At 48.1% G+C, this 23,732-nt stretch carries 18 protein-coding genes and 1 pseudogene; all 19 read left to right on the top strand.

Going from position 1 to position 23,732, the window contains the following annotated elements; translation table 11 throughout:
• Positions 1-9 precede the first annotated feature (9 nt).
• The 19 genes and pseudogenes from JOE45_RS07780 to JOE45_RS07690 all read left to right on the top strand — a co-directional run bounded on the left by JOE45_RS07780 (position 10) and on the right by JOE45_RS07690 (position 23,715).
• Complete coding sequence (locus tag JOE45_RS07780) at positions 10-924, top strand: PhnD/SsuA/transferrin family substrate-binding protein (protein WP_210020737.1); 915 nt, start codon at positions 10-12, stop codon at positions 922-924.
• 39 nt (positions 925-963) lie between these two features.
• Positions 964-1,824, top strand: a complete 861-nt coding sequence (locus tag JOE45_RS07775; RefSeq protein WP_210020738.1) for an alpha/beta fold hydrolase — start codon at positions 964-966, stop codon at positions 1,822-1,824.
• Between the two features lie 103 nt (positions 1,825-1,927).
• Positions 1,928-3,601, top strand: a complete 1,674-nt coding sequence (locus tag JOE45_RS07770) for an ABC transporter permease (protein ID WP_210020739.1) — start codon at positions 1,928-1,930, stop codon at positions 3,599-3,601.
• A 53-nt stretch (positions 3,602-3,654) separates the two neighbouring features.
• Positions 3,655-4,614 carry a DODA-type extradiol aromatic ring-opening family dioxygenase gene (locus JOE45_RS07765; RefSeq protein ID WP_210020740.1) on the top strand — a complete coding sequence of 320 codons (960 nt, stop codon included), beginning with the start codon at positions 3,655-3,657 and terminating at the stop codon, positions 4,612-4,614.
• Between the two features lie 31 nt (positions 4,615-4,645).
• The gene (locus JOE45_RS07760; RefSeq protein WP_210020741.1) at positions 4,646-5,815 is read left to right on the top strand and encodes an ABC transporter ATP-binding protein; all 1,170 of its coding nucleotides are present in this window, start codon (positions 4,646-4,648) and stop codon (positions 5,813-5,815) included.
• A 72-nt stretch (positions 5,816-5,887) separates the two neighbouring features.
• Positions 5,888-7,042: an ABC transporter substrate-binding protein gene (locus JOE45_RS07755; RefSeq protein ID WP_210020742.1), complete on the top strand. Its 1,155-nt coding sequence runs from the start codon at positions 5,888-5,890 to the stop codon at positions 7,040-7,042.
• 39 nt (positions 7,043-7,081) lie between these two features.
• Positions 7,082-8,431: an aromatic ring-hydroxylating oxygenase subunit alpha gene (locus JOE45_RS07750; protein WP_210020743.1), complete on the top strand. Its 1,350-nt coding sequence runs from the start codon at positions 7,082-7,084 to the stop codon at positions 8,429-8,431.
• Positions 8,432-8,483: 52 nt separating this feature from the next.
• On the top strand, positions 8,484-9,833 hold the full coding sequence (locus tag JOE45_RS07745; protein ID WP_210020744.1) for an aromatic ring-hydroxylating oxygenase subunit alpha: 1,350 nt from the start codon (positions 8,484-8,486) through the stop codon (positions 9,831-9,833).
• Positions 9,834-9,865: 32 nt separating this feature from the next.
• The gene (locus JOE45_RS07740) at positions 9,866-11,215 is read left to right on the top strand and encodes an aromatic ring-hydroxylating oxygenase subunit alpha (RefSeq protein ID WP_210020745.1); all 1,350 of its coding nucleotides are present in this window, start codon (positions 9,866-9,868) and stop codon (positions 11,213-11,215) included.
• A gap of 67 nt (positions 11,216-11,282) precedes the next feature.
• Positions 11,283-11,795: an aromatic-ring-hydroxylating dioxygenase subunit beta gene (locus JOE45_RS07735; RefSeq protein ID WP_210020746.1), complete on the top strand. Its 513-nt coding sequence runs from the start codon at positions 11,283-11,285 to the stop codon at positions 11,793-11,795.
• 345 nt (positions 11,796-12,140) lie between these two features.
• Positions 12,141-12,581: a C40 family peptidase gene (locus JOE45_RS07730; protein ID WP_245247240.1), complete on the top strand. Its 441-nt coding sequence runs from the start codon at positions 12,141-12,143 to the stop codon at positions 12,579-12,581.
• 645 nt (positions 12,582-13,226) lie between these two features.
• Positions 13,227-13,901, top strand: coding sequence for a Crp/Fnr family transcriptional regulator (locus JOE45_RS07725; protein ID WP_210020747.1), 675 nt, complete (start codon positions 13,227-13,229; stop codon positions 13,899-13,901).
• A gap of 170 nt (positions 13,902-14,071) precedes the next feature.
• Complete coding sequence (locus JOE45_RS07720) at positions 14,072-16,150, top strand: hydantoinase/oxoprolinase family protein (protein WP_210020748.1); 2,079 nt, start codon at positions 14,072-14,074, stop codon at positions 16,148-16,150.
• A gap of 1 nt (position 16,151) precedes the next feature.
• The gene (locus JOE45_RS07715; protein ID WP_210020749.1) at positions 16,152-18,146 is read left to right on the top strand and encodes a hydantoinase B/oxoprolinase family protein; all 1,995 of its coding nucleotides are present in this window, start codon (positions 16,152-16,154) and stop codon (positions 18,144-18,146) included.
• Positions 18,143-18,916, top strand: coding sequence for a creatininase family protein (locus tag JOE45_RS07710; RefSeq protein WP_210020750.1), 774 nt, complete (start codon positions 18,143-18,145; stop codon positions 18,914-18,916). The genes JOE45_RS07715 and JOE45_RS07710 overlap by 4 nt, the downstream gene beginning before the upstream one ends.
• Before the next feature lie 179 nt (positions 18,917-19,095).
• A pseudogene (locus tag JOE45_RS23480) lies at positions 19,096-19,326 on the top strand (Sir2 family NAD-dependent protein deacetylase); the annotation flags it as partial.
• A 207-nt stretch (positions 19,327-19,533) separates the two neighbouring features.
• The gene (locus JOE45_RS07700; RefSeq protein ID WP_210020752.1) at positions 19,534-21,186 is read left to right on the top strand and encodes a response regulator; all 1,653 of its coding nucleotides are present in this window, start codon (positions 19,534-19,536) and stop codon (positions 21,184-21,186) included.
• A complete protein-coding gene (locus JOE45_RS07695; protein WP_210020753.1) occupies positions 21,183-22,277 on the top strand; it encodes a HEAT repeat domain-containing protein in 1,095 nt (364 codons plus the stop codon). Before JOE45_RS07700 ends, JOE45_RS07695 begins: the two co-directional genes overlap by 4 nt.
• Complete coding sequence (locus tag JOE45_RS07690; RefSeq protein ID WP_210020754.1) at positions 22,267-23,715, top strand: glycosyltransferase family 2 protein; 1,449 nt, start codon at positions 22,267-22,269, stop codon at positions 23,713-23,715. The genes JOE45_RS07695 and JOE45_RS07690 overlap by 11 nt, the downstream gene beginning before the upstream one ends.
• Positions 23,716-23,732 lie beyond the last annotated feature (17 nt).

Below are 23,732 nucleotides of genomic sequence, written 5' to 3'. Positions count from 1 at the left end.
AACCTTGTATTGTCGGCCATCCCTTCGGCATTGACTTCACCCATTTTGAACGGTACTGTATCCATTCCGGAGATGAATATCGAAGGCGTTCAAGCACAGTTTGTTGATCATAATTCCAGAAGAATGCTTCGCCTGGAGTTTGATGTTGCGGAAATGTCTTTTGCTACCTATGTCAAAGCGAAAGAAGAGGGGTTCCCTCTCATAGGTCTCCCTATCTTTACCGGACGACGATTCCTTCATCCTTGCATCGCGGTATCGGAGCGTTCCGGTATCCAGTCCGTGTCTGAATTGGCAGGGAAAAAAATAGGGATTCCCCAATATTGGATGACTTCTTCGGTTTGGCACCGCGGATTTCTACAAGAGGAATACGGCCTTCGTCCCGAATCGGTATATTGGTATACGATCACGGAGGAGAGGATGGACAGTTTGCGTTTACCCGATGATATTCGTGTGGAAAGGATCGATACCGATCTGTTGGGGCTGCAATCTCTGTTGGAGAATGGGGAAATCGACGCCATACTCTCACCAAAGCCGATCGGGCCATCCCCAAACATAAGGAGTACGTTTCCAGATGTTTCCGATGCACAAAAGCAATATTATTTGCGTACCGACATGATCCCTATTATGCATTTCGTCGTGATGAGGGAAGCGTTGGAACAGCAAAATCCAGGGCTTTCCGCAGCATTATGCAAAGCGTTTGAGAACGTGAAAAGACAGGCATACCTCAGGGACACCAGCGGCATTCAACTGGAGATGCCGATCCACAACATGACGTTTGATCAGTGGATGCAAACGTTTGAGCGCGATCCGTATCCTTATGGCATAGAGCAGAACAGAAGGGCGTTGGAAATTTTTTTGGGATATGCGTACGATCAGGGCCTGGTAAGCCGGCGTTTTGTACCGGAAGAGTTGTTTGTGTCTTAGGTTTTATCAAAAAATAGTAGTTAAACGGGAGGGCTTTTCATGTCAAAGAAACCTTATCAATCGATGTATGTGAATGCGAACGGTATCAGAACGCATTTTGTCGTAGCGGGGGAAGGCGAACCCTTAGTTTTGGTTCACGGAGGCGGCCCAGGCTCCGGCGGTGAAGCAGGTTGGTCAAGAAATATACCCGCGCTTGCCGAACACTTCCGCGTTTATGCCCTTGACAGAATTGGTTATGGTTTAACGGATAAGCCTGCTATTGAATACTCGGACCTCGCTTTGGCTAATCATTTGGCTGATTTTGTTGATGCACTGTGTTTAGACAAGGTCAATATGATGGGTAATTCCATGGGGGCTTACGGGGTTGCGCGGTATGCGGTTGACCATCCGGAACGGGTGAAAAAGATGGTGCTGGTGGCATCCGGAAGCATTGCATCGTCATTTGGTCTTAACCATAAATTGAGCATAGGCCAGGAGGCCATGAAAAAATGTAACGAGGAGCCTACCAGAGAAAACATGAGGGCGGTATTGGAAGGCTTGGTGAAGCATACGGAAAATATTACGGACAAACTCGTAGATAACCGGTTGGCCGTAGCGACTTCGCCCGGTGCTCAAGATGCGCAAAGGTCCCACGCGAAATACCGTGCGAGAATGAAGAACGACCCTAACCTTATGCAGCAGTACAGCTTAAAATATCGCTTGCCGGAGTTAACTATTCCTACGATGATGATCTGGGGTAAATTAGATACGTTTGCTCCTCTGGAGGATCTGGGTTACCCGCTCAGGGATATGCTTCCTAATCTAAAAGCTTTCCATGTATTCGAAGATTCCGCACATCAAGTACAAAATGACGAAGTTGAAAAGTTTAACCAAGTGGTAACCGAGTTTTTTAGAAATTAGTTAGCAAAGAAAGGGGCTCGGGCCGTTGTATGGACTGCCCGAGCATTCCAGATCAAAGGACAGTGATTATCCAACTCTGATTTTCGAGGAGACATGGAGAAGAATGAGTCAACTTAAACGACATGAGAATATTTTAATCACAATATTTCTGGTGTTTCTTATATTCAGTGTCTTCTTTCCCATTATTATTTTGCTTTTAAAAAGCTTTCAGGTAGATCAATCCTACTCTTTTGAGGCATGGAAAAGAGCCTGGAGTGAACCCGGAATGGCAACCGCCATCATGAATACTTTGCGCGTAACGTTTATGGTGCAATTGATTTCAGTTCCACTGGCGACCATTATCGCCTGGTTAATTGCAAGAACAAATATCGTGTCAGGTAATTCGTTGGAATTTTTGTTTTGGATCTCTTTCTTTTTGCCTACATTAGGTATTACCTCCGGTTGGATTTTGGTAGCGGACCCGAATTATGGATTGCTCAATCAGCTGCTAATGAAATTGCCTTTTATTGATGAACCGCCCTTTAATATTTATTCGTATTGGGGGATCATTTTTACCCATCTAACCGCATTGGGTATTTCAGTAAAAGTGATGCTTTTAGTTCCTGCTTTCCGAAACATGGATGCCTCTTTAGAAGAGGCGGCTCGTACTTCCGGTGCAAGTACTCTCGGATCTTTATTTAAAATTGTCATCCCCTGTATTGCGCCGAGTCTTTTTGTAGCCTTTTTAATGTCCTTAATTCGTTCCTTCGAGACATTCGAAATTGAGCTTGTGCTTGGAACGCCTTTTCACTTCTCCGTATTTAGTACGAAAATTTATAGCTTAGTTACTGCAAATGCGGATTATGGAGGGGCAACCGCACTTGCAATGGTCATTTTTGTAACGATGATCCCATTGGTATTTTTACAGTATTGGATTAGTCATCGTAAGGATTACACTACGCTGTCCGGGAGATTTAAATCTACCAAGGTAGATCTCGGCAAGTGGCGTTGGCCGATCACTTTATTAGTTTATACCATCGCTTCGCTCTGTACGTTTGTTCCGGTTCTATTCATGCTCATGGGAAGCCTAATGAATTTATTTGGCTACTTTAATGTCGAACAAATATGGAGCTTCCGTCATTGGGATACGGTATTGACCGGACATAAATTTACGAATTCTTTAAAGAATATGCTCATCCTCGGATTTGGAAGTATGTTCATATCAGTCATTGTGTATGGACTGATGGCCTATATCAGTGTAAGAACCCGTTACTTTGCCCGGGGGGCTTTTGATATCTTAACTTGGATTCCTTTCACGATTCCTGGTTTGGTTCTAGGGCTTGGCTACTTTTTGATGGTATTAAATACTCCGGTCATTAACCAATTATATGGTACCATTTTTGTCATTATCTTTGTCCAAACCCTATCGGCTATGACGGTAAGTATGCAAATATTAAAAAGCAATATGCTTCAATTAGGTTTTGATTTAGAGGAAGCAGGAAGAGCTTTAGGAGGCACCTGGTGGTATGGTTTCCGCCGAATTATTACCCCGTTAATGATCCCGGCTGTAGTACTAGTGGGGGTCATGGCTTTTGGATCCGCAGCTCGAAATGTAAGTGATATCGTGCTCCTAACAACGAGTAAAACCGAACCATTAGGTATCGTTATGTTGGGTTATCTCATGGGCGAGGATAAATCTGCGGCTACGGTTGTGGGAACGATTATTGTCATTATTGTAGGAATGATTGCTTTCATGGCCAGGATGTTCGGATTTAAGATCGGAAAGCATAACAGCTAAAATCATTTCATTGATTTTGCGATATTTCTAATTCGAAATGTGGAGGTTATCATATGGGAGAAATTGTTACGGCCTTGGCTTCATCTCATGCCTTTACTTTAATGGAGCCAAATGAATGGGATCAATTTCGCGAATTAAACAGGAATGGTTATGCTCGCAGGTATGGCCATCTGCCACCTGTTCATCCTCGGATCGCAGAGGAAGATGAGCAAAGTGTCGAGATACGATATGAGCGGATAAGAAATGGTCTAGCTGAGCTTCGCCGTTCCCTTGAAATCGCCAAACCTGATGTACTACTAGTCATAGGGGACGATCAAAACGAGAATTATACTACGGACAATATACCACAATTCGGAGTTTTCACGGGGAATGAAGTTCAAGTCGTTGATCGAGGGAGAAAAGAGGAGAAATTATATCCGTGTGATCCCTCGCTAGCTAATATTATTTTAGAAGGGATGATTGAAGAAGGCTTTGACGTTTCGTTTTCGGAATGTTTTCCGGATAACCGTTTAAAAGCTCATGCGCATGGAGAACCATTAAATCGTGTATTGCTGCCCCATGCGGATATACCGATCATACCCATCTTCGTCAATGGAATTCACTGGCCGGCACCTAGTCCTTCCAGATGCTATGCATTCGGCGAAGCCATATCCAAAATCATTCGTGAGAAAGCAGGCGCGAAGCGTGTGGGCATATACGCCTCCGGAGGATTATCCCACTTTACTGCGGGATACCCCTATTCAGTATATAAGGGGCCGTATGGTTACGGCTGCATAAGCGAAGATTTCGACCGAATGATTATTGACTGGTTATCGGATGGCAAAGGAAGCAAGCTTGCCGAATTGACAAACTCAGAGCTTTTGGAGCACGGTGAACTAGAGCTGCGTTCCTGGATTATTTTGTGTGGAGCAATTGGAGGAGGAAAAGCGGATGTACTAGCCTACGAACCTTTCTATCGTGCGATCATGGGAATGTGTGTTGCGAAGTGGGAATTAGAAAATAGTTCGCGGTAAATCCTAACGATCCTGAATGGGGTGGTAAATCATGCTAGACGTTATAGAGTTATATAAAGAGTTCCCAAGTGATTCAGGAAAAGTGACTACAGCGATGGATCATATTAGTTTTCATGTTGCAAAAGGCAGTGTATTTACTTTATTGGGACCTTCGGGGTGTGGCAAAACGACCACATTAAGATCTATTGCGGGATTAGAGAGGCCATCAAGCGGCATGATTAAAATCGATGATCGGGAGGTATACAATTCAAAAAGCAACATCTTCTTACAGCCTAATCATCGGGATATTGGTATGGTTTTTCAATCTTACGCCATTTGGCCTCATATGGATGTGTTTGAGAATGTTGCTTTTCCACTGCGTACCAAAAAGAAATATCCAAAAGAAAAAATAAAACAAAAAGTAAGTTGGGCTTTGGAGATGGTAGAACTAAAGGGCTTTGAAAATCGTCAAGCGACCAAGCTATCGGGGGGCCAGCAGCAGAGACTAGCTATAGCACGTGCCCTTGTACATGAGCCGGCATTGTTATTACTTGATGAACCCTTAGCCAATCTTGACGCAAAGCTTAGAGAACACGTAAGAGAAGAGCTGAAAAAACTCCAAAGAGGATTAGGAATAACTACGGTTTACGTAACTCATGACCAAACAGAAGCATTAGCTCTATCGGACGTTATTGCGGTTCTAAGGGATGGAAAAATTATTCAAATCGGAAGCCCGCGCGAAATCTATGAACGCCCCAATAGTCGCTTTGTTGCTAATTTTGTTGGCACTTCCAATTTTATTGTCGGGAAGATTCAACAAGCAGTAACCAATAATATTTACAAGGTAGAAACGAAAAGCGGTGTTCTATTAGCCAGCAGCATCGAGAAAAGACAACCAGGGGAAAAAATAATCATCACCATCCGTCCGGAAAATATTGCGTTATACAAGGACCCTCCGCAGTCTAAGGAAGGGGTTAATCTGTTAGAAGGAAGGAGTGACTTTGAGACTTTTCTAGGCGAGATGATTGATATGAAGATTGTTTGCGGAAAAGAAGTGCTTCGTGTTCGAGAGCATCCAAGTTGGTCGCTCCCTCAAGGTGAAACGGTGTACGCCCAAATTTCGGCCGAGAGTTGTGTCATAGTAACCTATGAGGCGGTGGAAGCTGCAGAACAAAGCCACGAGGAAAAAAAGGAAGGTGAAGGAGAGGCAGAATCAGCCTAAGATGACTGGGATGTTCCAAACGGTATGATATTTGAAAGCGATTTCATTTTTTTAAATTGGGGGGAGTACTGTATGAACAAAAAGGCCATCAAAGTTGCTTCCATGTCTACTCTTTCGCTTGTGCTAGTATGTTTGATTTCAGCTTGCGGCGCCTCCACTTCCCAGCCGGGAGAACCCCAGCAGCAAGCTGTTACAGCTCCCAATAAAAGCAAAGCAGATGATTGGAATGCGATTGTAAAAGCAGCGCAAGAAGAGGGGACGGTGAACTGCGGCTGCCCGCCCCGTCCTGATTTCACCAAAATACTCAAGGAGGGATTTGAGGCCGCATACCCAGGTATTACCTTAGAGGCAACACCTGCTACGCTCCCTGAGTTTCCATTGCGGGTTGTAAATGAGCAGCAGGCAGGAAAATATCTTTGGGATGTATATATGTTTGGTCCTGGTCCCGAAATATTTGAATTAAAGAACAAAGGAAATCTCGAGCCTTTCCTCGATTACGTTACCCTGCCAGAGGTGTTGGACGGATCGGTATACGAAGGAGGTCTTCAGTCGGCATTTTTGGATACGGATAAAAAGTATATTTTCTCCATGTGGTGGCACGCCAATAGCATCGGTGTGAATCGGAACATGTTCTCTGATGATGGAATTGACAGTTTTGATGATCTGTATGATCCAAAATATAAAGGGAAGATTGTTTGGGTAGATCCTAGAGGCGGAGGTTCTGGTTCCAGCTACGCGGCTTTTGTCTTGAGTAAATATGGCAAAGACGGTCTGAAAAAGATTTTGGTTGACCAGGAAGCCATGCTGGTGAAAGGAAATGTTGAAGCGGCTGAACAATTGATCCGGGGGGGCAAAGGCATATCCATTCCCGATATTTCATATGATGCGTTCGTTCAATATGAGAAAGCGGGAGTGAAGACGAATATTGCAGCTACTCAGAAACTCAAGGATCTCTCCTTTACCAGTGTGGGAGGATCAAGTCCAGCGGTGTTCAAAGAACCTCCTCACCCCAATGCGACGAAGGTTTTCTTGAACTGGGTGTTATCAAAAGAAGGGCAAACTTTAATTTCGGAGAAACTCAAGAACAACAGCAGGCGAAAAGATGTTCCGGTTGCCAACCCGGCATTACAGCCGATTCCGGGCGTGGAGTATTTTAACTCCCATTCCGAGGAAGGTGCCAAACTCCAGCGCGAAGCAGCTACCATTGCAAAGCAATTGATTCCTTAAGTACTAGAAATCCTAAATTTTATAGAAGGAGTGAGGTCATTGCCTGAAACTCAATCATCCGATCAAGTACAGCGCTTTTTTGCAGAGATGGACGCTGGACTGGAAAAAGGGTATGTACCCGCAAGGATATTTAACGATCCCGAACTCCATCAATTGGAGCTGGAGCGTATTTTTTCCAAGGCCTGGGTGTTTATCGGCCATGAATCGGAGGTGCCGAATAAAGGAGATTATTGCACAAGATATATTGGGAACGACCCGTTCATCTTCACAAGGGATGACACAGGAAAGATCCGGGTGTTATTCAACGGCTGCCGGCATCGGGGGGCGAAGGTGTGCAGGATGGAAAAGGGCAACGCGGTTACCTTCAGCTGTCCTTACCACGGGTGGACGTACAAAAACACGGGAGAATTAATAGGGGTGCCGGCCTATAATCTGGCCTATAAGGGATTGGATCGGAAAGAGTGGGGATTGCTGCCGGCACCGCACGTGGCTAGCCTCCACGGGTTTGTTTTTGCATCATTGGATCCCGCGGCGCCTTCGCTCGAAGATTACCTTGGAGACATGAAGTGGTACTTCGACATGTTGTTTGGATTAAATGAAGAGGGTTGGGAGGTGGTAGGGACTCCCAACCGCTGGATCGTAAAGGCGAACTGGAAGACGGGATCGGAGAACCTGGCTGGGGACAACTACCATACCACCTTTGCGCACAAGTCTCTCATAGAATTAGGGGTTTCACCTATCCTGCCAGAAGGAAACATCAACGGGTATCACGTAGTTGCCGGCAATGGGCATGCGTTAAGTCTATCCATGTCTCCAGAGGATCAGGAGGCGAAGGTTAAATTCTGGGGATTCCCGGATGAGGTGGTGTCGAAGCTGAACCCCGACCGGTTCAGCGAAGCGCATTACGAGGTGGCAAAGCGGTCACGCAACAGTATGGGAACCATTTTCCCCAATTTTTCATTCTTAAGAACGCCTAGCTCCCCTAATCCCAAAACCATAACTCCAACAACGTTTACGCGATTGTGGATGTGGCGTCCGCTAACATCGGACACCATTGAAGAATGGAGCTGGGTGCTGGTGGCAAAAGGGACTTCTAAAGAGTATATGGATCGATCATACCGAGCTGGAATGACGGCTTTCGGGCCTGCAGGGATATTTGAACAAGATGACACGATACCGTGGAAAGGTATGGTGGAGGTAGCCGGGTCCGAATTTTTCGGGAGATCCAACACGTTACTGAACTATCAGATGGGATTGGAAGGCTTCGGAAATGTTAAAAGGGTCACCGATTGGATCGGTCCGGGTGAAGTTTATTATCCAAGGTACGAAGAGAGGGTGGCTTTGTCGCTTCATCGACGGTGGTTGGACTATATGACCTTTCTTGCTTGATTATGGAAATTGCTAAATAACGGAAACCTTAGTCGTAGAGGGAGTGAGGTCATTGCCTGGAAATCAACCATCCGATCAACTCCAGCGCTTTTTTGCAGAGATGGACGCTGGACTGGAAAAAGGGTATGTACCCGCAAGGATATTTAACGATCCCGAGCTTCATCAATTGGAGCTGGAGCGTATATTTGCCAAGGCCTGGGTGTTTATCGGTCATGAATCGGAGGTGCCGAATAAAGGAGATTATTGCACAAGATATATTGGGAACGACCCGTTCATCTTCACAAGGGATGATGCAGGAAAGATCCGGGTGTTATTCAACGGCTGCCGGCATCGGGGGGCGAAGGTGTGCCGGATGGAAAAGGGCAACGCGGTCACCTTCAGCTGTCCTTACCACGGGTGGACGTACAAAAACACGGGAGAATTAATAGGGGTGCCGGCCTATAATCTGGCCTATAAGGGATTAGATCGGAAAGAGTGGGGATTGCTGCCGGCACCGCACGTGGCTAGCCTCCATGGGTTTGTTTTTGCTTCATTGGATCCCGAGGCGCCTTCGCTCGAAGATTACCTTGGAGACATGAAGTGGTACTTCGACATGTTGTTTGGGTTACATGAAGAGGGTTGGGAGGTGGTTGGGACTCCCAACCGATGGATCGTAAAGGCCAACTGGAAGACGGGATCCGAGAACCTGGCTGGAGACAACTATCATACCACCTTTGCGCATAAATCGCTTTTTGAAGTTGGCGTAGCGCCCTTTGGACACGAAGCCAACATGAGTGGGTATCACATCGTTGCTGGTAATGGACATGCGTTAAGTCTCTCCATGTCACCGCAGGACAAGGAAGCAAAGGTGAAGTTCTGGGGCTTCCCGGATGAGGTCGTGTCCAGGCTCAAGCCTGACCGATGCAGCAAGGCCCATTACGAGGTGGCCATGAAGTCACGTAACACCATGGGAACGATTTTCCCCAATTTTTCATTTATTCGCGTTCCGGTTACACCTGATCCCAAGAGGGTTCCGCCTGTTACTTTTACTCGATTATGGATGTGGCGTCCGCTGACATCCGACACGATTGAGGAGTGGAGTTGGGTATTGGTGGCCAAGGGGGCATCAAAGGATTACAATGAACAGTCTTATCGAGCAGGCATAGCGGCGTTTGGACCTGCAGGGATATTTGAACAAGATGACACGATACCCTGGAAAGGGATCGTAGAAGTAGCCGGGTCCGAATTTTTCGGGAGAACCAACACTTTGTTGAACTATCAGATGGGTTTGGAAGGATTCGGAAATGTTCAAAAAGTCACGGATTGGCCTGGGCCCGGTGAGGTTTATTATCCAAGGTACGAGGAGAGAGTGGCGTTGTCGCTTCATCAACGCTGGTTGGAGTACATGGCACAAAAAATCTAGTTTGTGACTGGGATTAAGGGGGAAGCGTAGCTATGCCTTACCTAACAAAGCCTTCCGAAAATACACAAAAATTACTTGAGGAAATGACGGAGCTGCTGGAAGCGGGATTGATTCCTTCCCGAATCTTCAATGATCCGGAAATTCACCAACTAGAGCTGGAAAGGGTCTTTACCAGCGCATGGATTTTTATCGCTCATGAATCGGAAATTCCGGGTTCGGGGGATTATGTCCTTCGTTATATCGGGAACGACCCCTACATTGTTTCCCGCGGAGCCGATGGGAAGATACATGTCCTGTTAAATGCATGCCGTCATCGCGGGGCGCACGTTTGCCGCGCAGAGAAAGGAAATTCGGCTTCATTTCTGTGTCCTTATCATGGATGGAATTATAAGAATACCGGTGATTTGATCGGAATACCGGCTTACAACGATGGATATAAAAAATTAAACCGCGCAGAATGGGGACTGTTAGAAGCGCCTCATGTGGATTCCATTCATGGATTTATCTTTGCATCCTTGGACCCTGATGCCCCAAGTCTGGAGGAATATCTAGGCGGCATGAAATGGTACATGGATATGATTTTCGGTTTACACGACGGTGGTTGGGAAGTGATCGGCACACCGAATCGCTGGATTATAGAGGCGAACTGGAAAACAGGGGCCGAAAATTTCGCAGGGGATAATTATCATACATTGACTACGCATAAATCTCTCTTCGATATCGGGATCTACCCCGTACCTCCACAAGCTAATATGAGCGGTTATCACATTCAAGCAGGTAACGGCCACTCGTTAAGCCTTTCGATTGCCCCCAACATGGACGACCCGGGCCCCAAATTCTGGGGATTGCCGAAAGAGGTCGTCGAAAAATTTGATAAAGGAAAACTAAGCGCGGAACAATATGAGATTGCTATGCGCTCACGGAACAGCATGGGGAATATTTTCCCTAATTTCTCCTTTATTAAAGTGCCGATTACCCCTGATCCTAAACGGATTCCGCCGGCGACCTTCACACGTGTTTGGTATTGGAGACCGCTGGGTCCAGACAAAATAGAAGAGTGGACATGGATTTTGGTCCCGAAGAACACTTCTCAAGAGTTTAAGGAGAATTCTTATAGGGCCGGAATGACCGCCTTTGGTCCCGCAGGTATTTTTGAGCAGGATGACACGACTCCTTGGAAAGGAATTGTTCGATCCGCCGGAAGTGTCAACTTTGGTCAAACAGGTGTCCATCTCAATTATCAGATGGGTTTGGAAGGAATGGGTGTAGCCAAGAAAGTGACAGACTGGCCGGGCCCAGGGAACGTTTATTATCCCAGATATGAGGAACGTGTGGCATTATCTCTTTACAGACAGTGGTTGCATTACATGAGCAGCAAGTAGTTATTTCTCTTCATTCATCAGGGTTAAAAATAGGGTTAAAAATTTTGTAAACAGAGGGGATGTCGGCATGACAATTGCTAATGGCGGTCAACTTTTACAAGAGATTACGGAGTTTCTAAATAAGGAATCAGAGCTGCTAGACGATCGGAAATTCAAAGAGTGGTTTGATTTGTTTACCGAAGACATGTCCTACCAGATTCCCATCCGTTTTACTGCAGATCGTAAACAAAGCTCTGACTTCTGCAGCAATGCGTGGGTTATGAACGAGGATAGGGGTTCTATGGAAGTAAGATTATCCCGGTTAGATACGGATTACGCCTGGGCGGAAATTCCGGCATCGCGTACAAGGCATTTTGTTTCAAACATCCGGCTGTATGAAGGAGAAAAAGATGATGAAGTCTTAGTGAAAGAGAATTTGCTCGTCTATCGGAGCATGTTTGACGATCCCACGTACGATCTTCTATCCGGTGAGCGTCAGGATACGCTAAGGAGAGTGGACACCGGGTGGAAAATTGCAAAACGGGTGGTCTATTTGGATCAAACAACGATTTCTACACATAACTTGGCCATCTTTTTATAATATATATTTATGTAATCCTGTGTCTTACGCTTCCAACCTAAAAATCCTATTTGTAAGTTGGGTGCGGCAGGAATAATAATGAATAAATTCCAAATAAACACCATATCTAAAAGTGTTTTTTTTCGATAATCATAAGCAAATATTGGTAATTATAGTGGCTATAATTCACATGGATTCATCGGTGTTTTCCTTGTTCTTACGGTGTTTTCAACGTTTTTACGACTTGCTGACAAATGTCAATTGCCAATAAATGCGGGTTTCAGGCTTCCTTTCGTGTGTGTTAACATCAAAAACACATTCAACACGAAAGGAAGAGGAGCCTTGTTTAGGAAAATATTTTTATCTTTGATCGTGTTTACGATCTTTTTTGCTTCGACAGCATCCCATGACGCATGGGCCTATTCAACTTCGAAAGCTAATGCTGTTATTTCTACGGGAAAAAAATATATGGGAACACCGTATAAATTCGCAGCAAAGTATGGTCAAACCCGGACTTTCGATTGTTCCAGTTTTGTAAAAACCGTTTACGCGAAAAATGGTATAACACTTCCGCGTACTTCTAGGGATCAGGCACTCAAGGGGACTACTATTTCTAAGAGCAGCCTGAAAAAAGGAGATCTGGTCTTTTTTAAAAGCGCGAATACTTCATCCAAACGAATTACTCACGTTGCCATTTATGCAGGGAACGGGAAGCTTCTTCACACCTACGGAGCAGGTGGTGTAAGATACAGTGATTTTAATAACTACTGGCAAAAACGCTATATAAAAGCGAAGCGAGTTCTTTAATTCAAACCAGTCCGTCGGATGTTTCGAATTGTGAACCGTGGCCCCTTTTATGGACAAAACAGAAAGAGACGTCTTAGTCAGATAGAGGATGGTTCCTGTATTCATCAGGAGTCATCTTTTTTTATGTCCATTGGTAGCCACCGGAGTTGTAATAAACCACATAGGTGTGTTTGACACATTCTATATCACATTCCTTCCCGGTTTTGATTATTCAAAATTAATGAGAAAATGTTAATAGTTTATAAAAAAGGAGATTTAAATTGTTCTTGTTAGTCTTCATTTGATGGGATATTATCTATACATAGAGATCCATCCTGTTATATTCAAAACAACAAAAGAGACTCTTATCATTATGCGTGAAGCTTACCATATCCATATCATGTTGAGATTCCGCACAGATACACTCCAATAGAACCATTTAGCAATCCACATAAAGCACCTTAATTTACTCCTCCTTGCTTGTTACAGTCCACCTTCCTACCCAAGACCGACAATAATAAAGAACTGACAAATACAAACTAAGCTTGAAACGCAGGTCTCAAAGCTAATCCCTCAGATCATCTTACTCAAAATTATTTGATTATTCAGATATTGTGGCATTCCGTGCAACTTCATCAAGCCTTAAGGAAGGGAGTAAGCAAGCTTATGCAAATGCTGCATGCCGTTCAAGAAGCGTTTCATCCCCGCGCGTTCGGGTCATTACCGCCCGAAGTCAGTGAACTTGTAACTCCCCGATCTTTCACGCGGGGGAGTATTATCATCCGGCAAGGTGAACCGGCACGGCATTTTTTCTATGTCCATGTCGGCCACGTGAGGGCTACCATCGTGCGCCCGGACGGTACGGAGAAAGTACTCGCCTTTGCGGAGCCCGGGCAGTTTTTTGCGGACGTTCCGTTCTTTCAGCACTCTAACCATTGGTACACGGGAGAAGCTGTGGAGTCCACTAAGGTCAGTGCGTTTTCCAGGGAAACCATGGAGGAGATTATTCGCATCCGTCCGGATTTCGTATTCACATTGATGCAATCGATGGCGCACAAGGTTTGGATGCTGAGCAATCAAATGATGACCCTTACTTTCGACCCTTCCGAGGTTCTGTTGGCCCGGATTTTGGTTGAGATCCTTGCTCGCAAACCCGAGGGTACGCGGTCGCTGTCCATGACCCATCAGGAGCTTTCCGCTTTGGCGGGCATCTCTAGAGTGATGGTGACCCGGGTGCTCAACGGATTGCGCGCTCGTGGAATGGTGGATCTCGGGAAGGGCGTTCTTTTCATCACGGATATGGCGGAGCTGGAGCGACTGGCCGATTTCGAGATTGGGTGAGCCGTATCCGGCGCGGTGGAGCTGTACCATCAAATTTTTGATATGTAACTAATGAACAGATCGACAGGTAATCCCCTGCTATACTAGGTTCAGGCAAACGCTGAAGAGGCCTGGTGTAGTTGCTTTCGGCGTGATGCACTATCAGGAAGATTCAGAAAGGGGAGGACCGAATGAGTTGGCGCATTGGTATCGACACAGGCGGCACGTTTACAGATGTGGTAGCTCTCAATGATGTGACTGGTGAGGAGATAGTGTTCAAGACATCCAGTATTCCCGATGACCCATCCCGCGCCTTCCTTGCCGGAATCGAAGGTGTTCTGGCTGAAATCGGCGCATCCGCTTCCGATGTTACCATGCTGCTGCACGGAACCACTGTGGCTACGAACGCTGTATTGGAGGCAAAGTACTCTCGCCTCGGGCTCATCGTCACCAATGGATACCGCGATATGCTGGAGGTGGCACGTCAGAACGTACCCGGAGAATTCGGCGCTATCACCTGGTGGATCAAACCTACGCGAGTCGTGCCTCTGGAACTGGTTCGCGAGGTTGAGGGACGTCTCAATTATCGAGGCGAGGAGCTGCGTCCGCTGAATGAACAGCAGATTCGCTTAGCTGCGCGCGAATACCGTGATTTGGGCGTAAAAGCAATCGCCGTGTCCTTCCTCCATTCCTATCAGAATCCGGTCCATGAAGAACGGGCTCGAGATATCATTCTAGAGGAATACCCTGAGTGTTTTGTTTCCATTTCAGCTGATGTCATACGCGAATACCGTGAGTATGAACGGACATTGACCACGTGCTTGAATACCGGCTTAATGCCTCTCCTTTCCACCTATCTTGATCGGCTGGGCGACCGGGCGCAAGGGGCAGGAATAGAAGCCCCGTTATATGTTATGAAATCCAGTGGCGGTGTTGCTACTGCTAACGAGTTGATTAAACGGCCTATTGCTGCTTCCCTGTCGGGGCCAGCGGCGGGCGTCATTGCTGCTGCTGCCATTTCCGGCGCGGCAGGAATACATGATGTGTTAACTCTGGATATGGGTGGGACCAGTACGGATATGGCACTCATTGAAGGCGGAATCCCACGACTGTTAACTGAAGGTAAGATCGATATTTACGATATTAAGGCTCCTATGATCGACATGACTACAGTGGGAGCGGGCGGCGGTTCCATCGCCTGGCTTAGCGGCAGCAAGGCCCTGCGGGTAGGGCCGCAGAGTGCGGGGGCTTTTCCTGGACCTGTGTGCTATGGAAGGGGCGGTCAAGAGCCTACGATTACCGATGCGAACCTGGTGCTTGGGCGGATTCCGCCTTACCTGCTTGGCGGGTCGATTCCACTAGATCGGCAGGCGGCCTATGAAGCAATAAAGACTAAAATTGCTGAGCCTCTGGGCCTTTCGGTTGAGAAAGCGGCCGCAGGCATATTGGAAATCGCTACGCAGAATATTGCTGCCGGGATACGCGTCGTCTCTGTACGCCGCGGCCGGGATCCTCGCAATTACGCGTTGTTTGCCTTTGGCGGCGCAGGCGGTCTCATGGCTTCCCCTGTTGCCAATGCGCTGGACATGAGCAGAATCCTGATCCCAACGGCGCCTGGGGCTACTGCTGCAGCGGGTCTGCTCTATTCGGACGTACGTGTGGACCACGTGATAACCGATGTGCAGCTCGAAGACGCACTTGATGTGGAACGGCTGAACGACGAGTTCCTGCAGCTGCGTGATCGGGTTATACAGGATCTCGGCCGTCAGGGATTTGATCGTAAAGGCATCCGCCTGCAGGCATTCCTGGACATGCGATATGTCGGTCAGGCGTTTGAAATTCGTGTTTCCCTGCCTATCCCGGATGGCTCCATAGCCGGATCGCTTGCCAGTACGATTAAGGATTTCCACGCCGTTCATGAGGATCAGTATGGGTATTCCTACGAAAACAAGACGCTGGTTGAGATTGTAAACATTGGAGTGACCGGGTTTGGGCTGTTGGCACCGCCTCGTCAGAACTCGAAGGGAAGCTCGAATCTCCGTTGGAGTGACCTGCTGAAGTCCACGCTGCCAATGTATCTGAATGATGCCTCGGGGTTCGTGGATTGTCCTGTGTATGAACGTCCCAAGGAACCGATCTCGGATTCGCTGGCCGGGCCTGCGGTGATTGAACAGTACGATACCACAACGGTTGTGGAACCCGGATGGGTAGTTACTGTGAATGAGTTTGGGCACTTGCTCCTCACCCGAAACGCTAAAGGAGGTTCTTAATATGGCAAACGCCAAACCATTGATTTTCGATGAGTCCATTTACCAGTCGCCTTTGTATAAGCCGTTCCGGCAGCAGGAGTGGCCCCGTTCAGAGGAAGAATGGGCGCGCATTGAACGCTTCAAGGCGCAGGTAGATCCTATTACTTTGGATGTCGTAGAGGGAGGTTTAGAGGCAGCGGTAGACGAGGGTGAAGCAGCTGTAGAGCTTGCAGGGCGCTCGACCATCATTCGTGAGCAGCACGATTACCGGGCTTCTATATGTACCGTTGATTGCAACAACGTAACGTCCGTTTCCTGGGGCGCCAGTGCGGATCCTATACGCGCTCATTTTCCTCTGGATGAGATCCATGAGGGGGACGTTTTTCTCTATAATGACCCTTACGACTCCCATGGTACCATCACGCATCTGCCCGACTATTGTGTGTGCGTTCCCATATTTCACAGCGGTCGTCTCATGGCTTTCGCCTTGATCTTTGGTCATACCGAGGACGTTGGCGGTCGGTCGGTAGGCAGTTGGCCAACCACTTCCACCAGTATTTTTGAAGAGGGGATTCAGGTCCCGCCGGTCAAATTGTACAACCAAGGCAAGTTACAGGATGACATTTATAAGATTGTTCTTCGCAATACCCGCTTCCCGGATACGATGCGCGGAGATTTGGATGCTTTTATCGGCGCCTGCCGTCTTATTGAGCGTCAAGTGAAGCAGCTTTGCGACCGTCTCGGCGCTGATGTTGTCGAGGCGGCCATGTACAAATTGATGGATCGCTGCGCCGAAGCGGTACGCGACGTGATCCTGCCTATGTTTCCTAATGGGGAGTTCATTGGTGAGGATTTCCTCGATAACGATGGAATTAACCTGGAAGATCCGGTTAAGCTGATGGTTACTCTGCGTAAGGATCCCGAGAAAATCATTCTGGACTGGACCGGTACGAATCCGCAAACGGAGGGGCCCCTGAACTCGCCTAACGACGGCCGCTTTTTGTCCAAGTGGGTGGGTTCGTTCCTGGCCGGGTTTGCTCCGGGTACGGTGATCAACGAGGGGGTTACCCGGGTTTTCCGCTGCGAGCTGCCTCCTGGCACTGTGCTCACGTCGGAGTATCCGGCGCCTGTAATCAACCGTATGCAATGTTGGTTCCGGGGTTTCGGCGTTTATGGAGCCGCTCTTGCACAGGCATTTGGCGGAAACGTGTCGGCGGATATGCACTGCGTGCAGGTATACGGCGTTTACGGATACGACGAGGAAGGAAAGCCTTGGCTCTACCGTGAGGTTTTTGGCGGCGGTTCCGGTGCGCGTACTTATGCGGACGGAACTGACGCAGTGGACATGGTCAACGATGCGAAGAATCTTCCGGCGGAATTTATTGAACAGCGATATCCTGTTATTGTCGAGCGGGTTGCGCTCAATCCCGATTCAGGCGGCTGCGGCAAATATCGCGGAGGAATGGGCTACGTAAAGGACATCCGTATGCTGGCCGATGGATATTATGTCACCTATGTCGACCGGACGGCATTCGGTTGTTACGGTGTCAACGGAGGCGGTCCAGGCAAGCCAGGCGGGACGTGGATTAATCCCGGTACTCCCAACGAACGGCTGATTCAATTCTGCCAGGAGGGGATTCCGGTGAAAGCGGGCGATATTATCCGGGTGACAACCCCCGGCGGAGGAGGCTGGGGTGATGCGCTGGAGAGGGATGTGGAGGCTGTACGCATGGATGTGCTAAGGCAGCTGGTTTCAATCGATAGCGCCGAGCGTGACTATGGCGTGGTAGTTCAAAAGCGCATACAGGGGCTTACGGTTGACTATGTGATTGACAAGGAAGCCACTCAACAGAAAAGGCGGCAAATTCGTCGGGAGAGAGCTCCGATGAAGCTGATCAACCGCGGTCAATATGCTGAAGAGAAACGCGAAGCTGGCAAAATCACCTTCAATGATGTGTTTCTTCCCCCGGCAGGCAGTGCGGCGCAGGTACCCTCAGGTGAAGATCAGCTGTTATGAGCTTTGTCGAACTGAAATATTTGACGTCGTCCGAAGCCAGGGCGGTCACGCAGGACCGCGGCGCGGTCGGTCTGATCCCCATCGGTGCGTTCGAACAGCATGGGCCTCATTTACCTCTGGCGACCGATTCTGCATTGGCTGAAGTGTTGGCTGCCGATGTCGCGGCAAGGTGCAGCGAGCCCATCCTTGTAACGCCTACGATCATGGCAAGCCTATCGGAGCACCACGTGGATTTTCCCGGCACAGTGACCCTTGATCCCGAAACACTCGGGGCCGAGATTCAGGCTTACATCACGGCATTGGGGCGTATGGGGCTGAACCGCATTTGTCTGCTCAGTTTCCATGGCGGGAATTTCCGTTTCCTCAGCGAATACGTGGACGGATGTAGCAGTAAATGGCCCGGAATACAGGTGGCAGCTTATGCCGATTTCGGGCGCTTCCTGAATGTTATGTTTCAAGCCGGGGTGTCGGCTGGGCTCCAGCTTGCATCTACGGACAGTCATGCCGGCGCGATTGAGACGAGTCTGGCGCTTCACGTCATGGGAGAGCACCATGTTCGCGCGTTTGAAGCCGTCACGGGCTATACGGCGGGAGAAGCTGGATGGTTGGAAACCATGCAGGCCAAGGGGGTGCAAGCCATTAGCGCCAGCGGCGTCTTCGGGACGCCGGCCGGCGCAAGCTCCGCTGCAGGCAAAGTCATCTTGGATGCTTTGTCTGAAGAGGTCGCGGTTTGGCTTAAGGATACCTTCAAGCTGGGAGAGTTCACTTAATCCGCCCCCGCTGAACAAACACAGCAGACTATGAGCACATGGCCATAACATCAATTCATTACCTAACGGTTTCATTCCTGCAATTCAGGAGCGAAACGGTTAGGTTTTTTTGGGCTGAGGGATACTCCTCCCGTCTAAGAATCGAGATAGACAAACCGGGAAAAAACATGGATAGTAAGATTTATCCGAATGCGCTGCCCAATCCGGCCCATGATGCATTAGCAAAGCTGGAGAAGATAGGCCGGCTTAAAACGATCATCACGCAAAACATCGATGGATTACATCAGCGCGCCGGCAGCCGAAATGTACTTGAACTTCATGGTTCCGTGCAGAGAAATCACTGCATGGAATGCAGAGCTTTTTATCCTTTACAATACGTACTCGAGTCAGACAGTCAGGTTCAGCGTTGTGCAGCATCTCCAAAGTGTTGAGTGCTTTAATTGGGGAATGAGCGCCTATCCCCTGAGTGCGGACGTGATGGCAAGCGGCCATGGCGTTATTGGCACGCTGCAATCATGAGGAGAAAGTTAGATATTCTTGTATTCAGGGGTTCTGTTTTCAGGTAAAATTGTATATGTTATTATTTCCATCCTCATAACTTAGGCAGGTCCGTGTTTATGCACAAATACCAGGAAGTCTTTTTTCAGCAGTTCGACCGAACCATTGGCAAATGGCAGTCGGAAGGATCCGCAGTCCATGAATCCGAGGTGTATCGGCTGCTGCATACCATCAAAGGCAGTGCGGCTATCATAGGTTTACCGGAATGGACCGATAAAGCCATCATACTGCTCCAGCAGATTGATGAGGAAGGCGGCAAAGTCTTGTCCCTTCCGGAGATCACCCAGATCCTTGTCCCTCTGCTTCATCTAAGGGCTCAAGCCGCGGCAAAGTCGGTGGATCTACAGCCGCCAAAGACCACAGCAGCGGAGACTGAAGAAGCTGTTATGGATTCCGTGTCCGCGTCCATTCCCTTGCCATCCAAACCTTTAGTTCTGCTTGTCGATGACGATCTGGCGCTTTTGCAGCTTTATAAAGAACATTTGGAAATGGAAGACTGCATGGTTCTGGCTACCCTCTTTCCCGACAAAGCTGTTCAGTGGTTTTATGACTTTAAGCCGGATTGTATCGTAATGGGAGTCCTGCTATTGGGACAAAGCGGCTATCAATTATTAAACTTGCTGCAGGACAGATCCGGAGAAATGATCGTGCCTGTCATCTTAATGAGTGCACAGCACGATAAGAGTGACCGCATCATGGCCTATGCTCTCGGAGCGGATGATTTTCTGGCCAAACCCATTGATCCGGATGAATTCACCGTCCGTGTGATGAATAAAATCCGCCGCAAGCAAGCCATCGGCAAATATATGCTGTTGGATGAATTAACCGGCTTGTATAATGCCCCCTACCTCCGAAAGGAATGGGAGCGTTACAGCCATGAAAGTTTGCAGAACGGCACTCCGCTTTATGCAGCCATGCTGGATATCGATCATTTCAGAGACATCAATCAACGGTTCGGGCATGCTGAAGGAGATGCTTTTTTAGCTCAAACCGCCGCATTCCTTAAAGACCGGCTGCTCCCTGACGAGCTTCTCATCCGGTGGGAGAAGGATCGGTTTTTGCTGTTATCCAAAGGCTTGAGGCCGGATCAAGCAAAGCAACGATGGAATGATTTGATTCAACGCTTCGCTGAACATACGTTTGAAGCGGAAGGATTATCAGTTAGCAAGAGCTTCTGTTTGATTTATGAACAAATCACGGTACAGCAGGGGCTGGAGCTTCATGAGGCTCATTGGTCCGACGCGATGAAGCAAGCCAAGCTGCGGGGGCCGGGGACCGTGCTTGAGGCCGACGCAGAGCTGGAAAAAGGACCGGAGGTATGGCGCATCGCCATTCTGGATGACGATCCCATCATTCGCAATATGCTGCACCGGAGATTAAGGGATCTGGAGCTGGACGGCAAGGCGCTCGATATCCGTACTTTCGGTGACGGATCTGTTTTTTTTGAGGACGAGTGGCACCGACAGACAGCCCAATATTTAGTCATTCTGGATCGAATGATGCCCAAGATTAACGGATTAGAGGTGCTTGCACGTTTACGGGCAGGTTATCCGGCAGACCGTTACCGGATCATCATGCTGACCGGAGTAGGAGAAGAAGAGGAAATCGCCAAAGCAATGCGGTTAGGAATCGACGACTACGTGGTCAAGCCGTTCCGGCTGCAGGAGCTTGAGGCGCGACTACTGCGGATTCTTCAGGGGAAGAGAGTATGAATATCGTTTACACCTTAACTGTTGTCAGCTGGTTTTGTGCGGTTATGGCCGGCTTACTACTGGTTCTGTATATTTATCTAGTGTACCGTAAGTGGTACTTAAACCGCATAAGGGGAAAAATGGGCCGCTGGACGAATCGCATGCAGGTTATTGATTCCCCGATCGAGCATTTTTTAAAGGACGGTACGCTATCCCGTCTTATCGTACCACGGCATCCATGGCAGCTTAAAGCCTTGGAATATTATTTATATCACCGGATCAATGTCAGCCGCTCGCCATCCGAGATTTCGCGTATATCCCGTATAGCTTCTGAGATTTATTCGGATCGATACCGTCGATCGCTTCACAGCCGAAGAATGAATGTCCGTTTGGATACGCTTGTTTTTATCGGTCTTTTTCAGTTAAAGGGGTTTGAACAAGAGGTCCTTCGTTTCGTTGACCATCACGGAACCACGGACAATGAGAGATGGACCGCGATTCGTGTTCTGGTCCAGCTTCAATATCTGGGGATCGTCGATTTACTTTTGGTTCAAAGTGCCACAAGTACGTTGAAGCCGATTTCGGACCACATGTATCGGAGTGTATTGATGGCGATGCCGGAACCTATGCTTGAAAGACTGATCGAGAGAAACCCGGAAGCTCCGTACCCGCTGCGGCTGCAATTGGTTGATGTGCTTCGCATCCGCAATATCAGGTCGGAGCGGGTTTTGGCATGGTTTGAAGGGCTTCTGCATGATGAGTCGGAGGAGTTCCGGATTCGGGCCATGAAAGGCTTGGCCAATTTCGGTTATATGACGGAGGAGGCGGAGTCGGTTTTTCTGGAATCCAGTAAGGAATGGAGAAGCTACTCCTGGCCGGCTCGGCTTATGACGGCAAGGCTGATGGGGGAAATTCGCAATCCGGAATTTTTAGCGGTGTTGGAACAAATGATAGGGGATCCTGCTTATTTGGTTCGGATCGAGGCGGGACTTTCCATATTAAAATACCCTAACAGTGCCGCCAGACTCCGGCAGATCGCAGCGTTTCATCCGGATCGTTACGCCCGGGATGCAGCAGAGGAGATGCTGGAGGGGGAGCGTCATGTCGGATAATTGGACGTATGGGTTATTTGAGTTCGGTCCGTTAATCATTGTAGTCTATGTTTTTATGGTCATGGGCTTTTATTTGTTCCTCTTTGCCATTGCGGCTCGCAAGCTTCGCAGCGAAACCAATATCCATAAGGTCCATTACGATGAACTGCTTCAATCTTCGTTTAGTCCGCCGTTATCTATCCTTGTCCCTGCATATAACGAAGAACTCAATATCGTAGAAAGCGTACGTTCCCTTCTTGGAATAAATTATTCCGGTTATGAAATCATTGTCATTAATGATGGCTCAAAGGATCGTACAAAGGAGAAGATATTGGCCGAGTTTGATATGTATGCGATTCGGCATCAGGTGCTTTGGTCGGGTCTAAAAAAGGACACCAAGCCGATCCTCGGCGTATACCGTTCCCGTAAACATCCAAGTCTCTTTTTTCTTGACAAGGAAAATGGAGGGAAAGCGGACGCCTTGAATGCAGGCATTAATTTTTCGCATTATCCTTATTTTGTCTCGCTGGACGGGGATACGGTACTGGATACGGACGCTTTTCTCAAAATTATGAAGCCGATCGTCGAAGCAAGGCCTGGGGAAGAAATTATTGGCAGCGGCGGCAGCGTCGGCATCGCAAACGGAAGTCTCATCGACCAGGGACATCTGGGCATCGAAGACGTCCGGTTATCTTCTAAGCCTATCGTGATTATGCAGGTGATCGAGTATTTGCGCGCGTTCCTTATGGGACGTATCGGATTAAGCCAATATAATATGCTGCTCATCGTTTCCGGCGCTTTTGGGGTTTTTCGTAAAGATTGGGTTCTTGAGGCCGGAGGCTATGAAGTCGGGACGATCGGGGAAGATATGGAGCTGATTGTCCGACTGCACCGATTGATTCGCGAGAAAAAAAGCAAGGCAAAAATTGCTTATATTCCTGACCCTGTTTGCTGGACGGAAGCGCCGGAAACCTTGAGCATTTTAAAGCGCCAGCGTGTCCGCTGGCAGCGGGGGCTGTTCGAGAGCTTGTGGAATCATCGCAAAATGATTTTGAACCCTCGCTTCGGCAGAGTGGGGCTCGTGGCCATGCCTTATTTTCTTTTTGTAGAACTGCTGGGTCCGGTAGTGGAGGCACTGGGTTATATGATTTTGGCCGCAGGGTTGATATCGGGACAAATGGATATTCTTTTTAGCTTTCTGCTGATGCTTTCGATGCTTTTGTACGGATCTTTCCTTTCTATGGGTAGCGTGCTGCTGGAGGATTGGACGTTAAACAAATATAAGCGTATTTCAGACGTCACCAAGCTTTTCGTCTGGGCGCTATCGGAATCGTTCTGGTACCGGCCGGTTCAAACGCTTTGGAGGCTGGAGGGTTTATTTAAAGCGGTTCGGGGCAAAAAGCATGAATGGGGAGAAATGACAAGAAAGGGCATATTTGTAGAAACGCTAAAAAAATAACCGGGTAGGAACTAGCA

This window comes from Paenibacillus sp. PvR098 (assembly GCF_017833255.1).
In the GTDB taxonomy this organism is placed as follows: Bacteria; Bacillota; Bacilli; order Paenibacillales; family NBRC-103111; genus Paenibacillus_G.
This window is presented reverse-complemented; position numbering and strand designations above follow the sequence as displayed.